We start from the raw sequence: 5630 nt of genomic DNA, 5'->3' as shown, positions 1-5630 counted from the left end.
GAGGGCTGCGCTCGCGGGTATAAATTTGACGCCGCGAAGGTGGGCGAATTTGACGCGCGAAATTTGGCTAAAATCAGCGTCGCTCGCGGTCAGATCGAGTATGAATTCGCCTTTTTACAAGAGAAGCTAAAATCGCGCGACATCAAGGCATACGAGCGAAATTTGAGCGTAAAAAATATAGAAATCGCTAGCATTTTTAAAGAGGTTGCAGGCGGGATTGAGCCGTGGGAGAAGGTTAAAATTTAGCTCTGTTTCGCGCAGAATTTTTGGCTTGCCTAGGCAAATTTGATCAATAAAAACGCCAAAATACGTTACGTCGATTTTCCCCTAAATTTGACGTAAAAATCTCAAATTTACGATTAGCGGCGATTTGCCAAAAAAGGCAAGCAATTTTATCCACTTTGGCGAGAAATTATGGGCAATTCGTCAAATTCTAAAAGGCGAACCTAACGTCAAATTCTCGTCAAATTCGCCTCTGTTTTTAAAAATAAAAGCCGATCCGCAAAATCCCGCGCTTAAAATTTACCCGCAAGCGAGCAAATTCGGCCAAATTTTGCAAATCGGTAACTCTACTCTGCTCTCATCTGAGTGCCTACGAATGCTAAGCTTAAATCACGACTAGGCCGGAGCTAAATTTAAACCCCAAGGCGAGCGCGCAAAAAAATGGACGCGCCGAAAATAAAATTTCAAATCACGCCAGACCGCTTATGACGCCATCGCTCGTAATCTTCATATTTAGCGCGTTGGGAACCTTCGGCAGCCCCGGCATCAGCATTATCTTGCCGCAGACGGCGACGATGAAGCCCGCTCCCGTGCGGATCTGAAGGTCCTTGACGCTGAGCTTAAAGCCGCGCGCTCGCCCGAGCGCCTTGGCGTCGTCGCTGAAGCTATACTGCGTCTTTGCGATGCAGACGTTTAGCCGCTCAAGCCCCAAAGCCTTGATATGCTGTAGCGCTTTTTGCGCTTCTGGCTCAAAAACTACTTCGCTCGCGCCGTAAATTTTAGTAGCGATCTTTTCCATCTTGCTCGCCGTATCGTCGCTAAGCTCGTAGGCGAATTTCAGCTCCTTAGCGCGCTCGCACTCATCTACTACGAGATGGGCTAGCTCAAGCGCGCCCTCGCCTCCTTTGGCGAAATTTTCGCAAATCGCCATCTGCACGCCGCGCTGCTTGCAGTAATCGCGCACGAAGGCAATCTCCTCGTCGCTATCGAAGCTAAAGCGATTAAGCGCCACGACCGGATTTAGCCCGAAGTTTTGTAAAATTTCAATATGTCCGCCTAAATTTACGATGCCTTTTTGAAGCGCGGCAAGATCAGGGCTCGCGATACTTTCTTTATCCGCGCCGCCGTTGTATTTAAGCGAGCGGATCGTGCTAACTAACACCGCGGCATCCGGAGCGATGCCCGCGCGGCGACACTTGATGTCGATAAATTTCTCAGCCCCGAGCTCGCTTCCGAAGCCCGCCTCCGTCACGGCGTAATCGGCAAGACTTAGAGCTAACTTGCTCGCCATTATGGAGTTGCAGCCGTGCGCGATATTTGCAAAGGGTCCTCCGTGCACGAGCGCGGGCGTGTGCTCTAGGCTTTGGATGAGATTAGGCTTCATCGCGTCTTTTAGCAGGATCGCCACGGCATCCGCGCAGCCCAGATCGCGCACGTATATCGGCTCTCCCTGCGTATCGTAGGCGACCATGATGTTTGCGATGTTTTCCTTAAGCTCGGCAAGATCGTTTGAGAGGCACAAAACCGCCATTATCTCGCTAGCTGCGGTGATATTAAAGCCGTCCTCACGCTCTACTCCGTCGGTGCGTCCGCCCTGTCCTACGGTGATGTGGCGCAGCGCGCGGTCGTTCATATCCATGCAGCGCTTCCATAAAATTTTATCGATCTTTAGCGGGTTTTCTTGATACAGCGAGTTGTCGATGACCGCCGAAATGAGATTATTTGCGGAGGTGATCGCGTGAAAATCGCCGTTAAAATGCAAATTTAGATCATCCATCGGCACCAGCTGCGAATATCCGCCGCCAGCAGCCCCGCCTTTGATACCAAAAACAGGCCCCAGCGACGGCTCGCGCAGCGCAAGGCAGACGCTTTTGCCTAGACGCTTTAGCGCGTCGGCTAGACCGATGGAGGTCGTAGTTTTGCCCTCGCCAAACGGCGTCGGATTGGTCGCCGTGACCAAAATAAGCTTCGAAGCGCGCGGGCGCGGCTTGATATTTAGCTTGGCTTTGTAGTGGCCGTACAGCTCGATCTCATCCTCACTAAGCCCCAAATTTTTCGCAACGTTTGAAATTTTATCCGGCCTCGCCGCATTTGCTATTTCGATATCGCTCAACATTTTCTCTCCTTAAATTTAAAATTTTATCGCGCAGCGTTTATACGCTGCCTGCTTAAGCTCTCGCGGGCTGGCTAGCGCTAAATTTCTACGAAAACCCTCCGCCTGCGAGCGACAAATCCGCGAACCGAACCGAAAGCTGTCCGGATACCGCGCAGATATCGCAATCCTCTCTCTTGCGGACGCGCACCTTGCCCGCAAGCCGCGCAAATCGAAGCTCGCGCCGTGAAATTTGCCCCGGCTAAATTTCGATCTCGATGCCCACGGGGCAGTGGTCGCTGCCCATCACGTCGCTTAGGATGAAAGCATCCTTTAGCCGCGAGCGCAAATTTGCCGAGATGAAAAAATAATCGATCCGCCAGCCTACGTTTTTGGCACGCGCGTTAAAGCGGTAGCTCCACCACGAGTAGGCGTCCCGCAGCTCGCCGTGCACGGCACGGAATGTATCGACGAAGCCCGCCGCCTCTACCTCATCAAGCCACGCCCGCTCGATCGGCAAAAAGCCCGAAGTTTTGGAGTTTGCTTTGGGGTTTGCAAGATCGATCTCGCGGTGCGCGGTATTCACGTCGCCGCAGAATATCACCCCGAGCCCCTGCTCCGCAAGACTGCGCGCGTAGGCTAGGAATTTTGCGTAAAATTCCATCTTGTAGGCTAGCCGCGCCTCGTCCTTTTGGCCGTTGGGAAAGTAGATATTAAAAAGCACGACATCGCCGAAGCGGTGCTGCAGCACGCGTCCCTCGTCGTCGGGGAAAAACAGCGCCTTGCTCGTCTCGCTTTTAAATTTAGCTAGGCTCGCCACGCCGGAATAGCCCGCGCGAGCGGCGGAATTTAGATCGATCTGAGAAAATCCGAGCTCATAAAGCCCTTTCGGAGCGTCCTTTTCGCTCACCTTGATCTCTTGTAAGCCCAAAAAATCGGGGTTTTGCTCCGCGAGCCACGCAAAGCCGTCTTTGCTGAGAACTGCGCGCAGCCCGTTTACATTCCAACTAATCAGTTTCAAATTTAGCCTTTGGCGCAAAAATTTTGGTATGATTATACGAAATTTTGACTAAATTTAAAGGAAAATTATGCGCAATCAGCCCAAATACCGATTTTTTGCCAACTGGGGCTACGCGATGGCGGGTCTTGCCGAGATGCTGCGCAGCGAGCGTAGCTTTAGACTGGAGCTTTGCGTGTTCGTGCCGCTTATGCTGTCGCTATTTTTTTGGAATTTCGACGCGGTGCTAAATCTATTTTTGATCTTCGGCGCGATCTTTACGCTCACAACCGAGTGCATAAACTCAGCTATTGAGCGCGCGGTCGATCTTGCCACGAGCGAAATCCACCCGCTAGCCAAGGGCGCCAAAGACACCGCAAGCACCGCCGTGATGATGAGCCTATTTCTCAACGCCGCGCTGTGGGGATATGCGATCTGCGGGAAAATTTTTTAAAATTCCGCGAGTGGAATTTTAAATTTCAAAAATTATCGCTTAACGTAGCAAGCTCGGCAGAATTCAATCATTAAATTTTACGTGCGCCATTTAATTCGGTCTTAATATATTAATTTCAAACTGCACGGAGCCCGCAGACATAAGCCCTTTGACCGCAAGAGCAGGCTTTGTTCAATTTAGCAAGCGGCGCCGTCTTGCTTGCGATAAATTTAAAGCGATTTCAAGCCAAAAGCTTTAACGCGCTACGCACAGGACGGCGCGCTAAATTTAAAAAAATGTGTCGCGTTCGGCGGTAAGATTTACGCGATTTACCTTTAAATTTTAAGAATGAAATTTGAAACCTTAACTTGAATAGCTTTTTAAGCATACTTTGAAATATAATTAAATTGTTTGCAATTATATAAAGCAACGATCTAAAATTTAAAAATAAAATCAGCAAAATTTAATGAGCGTTATTATAAAATCTTAAAAAATAAGAAGGTATCTGTGAGTTATAGAGTAGGAAGTTTGTTTGCTGGCGTTGGTGGTATATGCCAAGCATTTAAGAATTCAAATTGTGATGTTATTTGGGCAAATGAAATTGACAAGAATGCCTGTATGACTTATAGATTAAATCATAAGAGCATAAATCTTATCGAAGGAGACGTTAAAAAATTAAATAATAAAACTCTATCTAGTATAGATATACTTACTGCAGGATTTCCTTGCCAACCATTTTCGCAAGCTGGGCACGGAAAAGGGTTCGAAGATGGGCGAGGAAAGCTTTTTTTTGAAGTATCGAGACTATTAAAAGAGTTGAGGCCAAAAGCCTATTTTTTAGAAAATGTCAAAACTCTTGCAACACATAATAACGGAAAAACTTTTAAAATCATTAAAGATGAAATAAAAAAGACTGGATATTCTTTTATACCATTTGTGCTAAATGTTGCAAAGTATACAGACATACCACAAGGGAGGGAAAGAATATATATCGTAGGCTTTAAAGATGAAAGCGATTATTCATTTGAAAAGCCTATAAAAGAAAATATACTAGAAACAAAACAAGAGAATTTATTATCCGCTAGATTTCAAATACCAAAAGAAACAAGCAAGGCCCCCAGAAATATAAAATCCTTCCTAGATGATTCGTGCGTTATTCAATCTGATATTTATAATGACAAAAGCAATAAAATTCATCGTAGAGTAGTAGAAAGTGTGACAGATGAAAACATTGTTTATCAATATAGGCGTTATTATGTTCGCTCCAATAAATCAAATGTTTGCCCTACCTTGACTGCAAATATGGGTGTTGGCGGACATAATATCCCAATAATATTAAATAATGGTATAATAAGAAGATTAACCCCAAAAGAATGCTTTAATTTGCAAGGATTTCCGCGAGATTTTATGCTTCCATCAAACATATCAAGAGCACAGCTGTATAAACAAGCTGGAAATTCTGTTGTTGTGCCGATGGTTGAAAAAATCGCAAAAGAGATTGTAGCGGTGTTGGATGGATCCGATAGAAATTAATCCGAATGTCGCAAATTTTGTTAGATCGCTTCGTGACATAGGGTATACTTTTGAGGTGGCTGTTGCAGATATTATTGATAACAGCATATCTGCCGGTGCAAATGATATAAAAATCTATGCCATACAACATCCTGAACCGTTTTTTTGTCTTCTAGATAATGGTACAGGAATGGACAAAGATGAACTAGTAGAAGCTATGAGGCTATCATCGAAAAATCCAGACGAGAGAAGAAATGATATCGCGCTTGGTAAATTTGGTTTAGGTCTTAAAACGGCTTCATTTTCTCAATGTAAAAAACTTACTGTTATATCAAAGAAATGTAATCAGATAAATATTAAACAATGGGATTTGG

At 46.0% G+C, this 5630-nt stretch carries 5 protein-coding genes and 1 pseudogene; 4 read left to right on the top strand and 2 right to left on the bottom strand.

Annotated elements, in window-relative coordinates; translation table 11 throughout:
* A pseudogene (locus Q0238_RS01810) lies at positions 1 to 246 on the top strand (hypothetical protein); the annotation flags it as partial.
* A gap of 445 nt (positions 247 to 691) precedes the next feature.
* Here the strand turns inward: Q0238_RS01810 and Q0238_RS01805 are convergent.
* Positions 692 to 2338 carry a formate--tetrahydrofolate ligase gene (locus tag Q0238_RS01805; RefSeq protein WP_297942331.1) on the bottom strand — a complete coding sequence of 549 codons (1647 nt, stop codon included), beginning with the start codon at positions 2336 to 2338 and terminating at the stop codon, positions 692 to 694.
* A 238-nt stretch (positions 2339 to 2576) separates the two neighbouring features.
* A complete protein-coding gene (locus Q0238_RS01800; protein ID WP_297942329.1) occupies positions 2577 to 3335 on the bottom strand; it encodes an exodeoxyribonuclease III in 759 nt (252 codons plus the stop codon).
* A 67-nt stretch (positions 3336 to 3402) separates the two neighbouring features.
* On the opposite strand from Q0238_RS01800, the gene Q0238_RS01795 reads away from it, so the two are divergent.
* From Q0238_RS01795 to Q0238_RS01785, 3 genes are all read left to right on the top strand, one after another.
* A complete protein-coding gene (locus Q0238_RS01795; RefSeq protein ID WP_297942327.1) occupies positions 3403 to 3765 on the top strand; it encodes a diacylglycerol kinase in 363 nt (120 codons plus the stop codon).
* A gap of 486 nt (positions 3766 to 4251) precedes the next feature.
* Positions 4252 to 5277, top strand: coding sequence for a DNA (cytosine-5-)-methyltransferase (gene dcm, locus Q0238_RS01790; RefSeq protein ID WP_297942324.1), 1026 nt, complete (start codon positions 4252 to 4254; stop codon positions 5275 to 5277).
* Positions 5258 to 5630, top strand: a 373-nt coding sequence (locus Q0238_RS01785) for an ATP-binding protein (protein ID WP_297942321.1), incomplete at its 3' end; no start/stop codon positions are given. The genes dcm and Q0238_RS01785, both read left to right, overlap by 20 nt.

It is taken from the genome of uncultured Campylobacter sp., assembly GCF_938045775.1.
Classification (GTDB): Bacteria; Campylobacterota; Campylobacteria; order Campylobacterales; family Campylobacteraceae; genus Campylobacter_B.
Note: the sequence above shows the minus strand (reverse complement) of the source record. Positions and strands in the feature narration are given on the sequence as shown.

Excerpts from the sequence above, each read along its gene's own strand:
- Q0238_RS01805 (WP_297942331.1), bottom strand. The coding sequence starts at position 2,338 with ATGTTGAGCGATATCGAAATAGCAAATGCGGCGAGGCCGGATAAAATT.
- Q0238_RS01795 (WP_297942327.1), top strand. The coding sequence starts at position 3,403 with ATGCGCAATCAGCCCAAATACCGATTTTTTGCCAACTGGGGCTACGCG.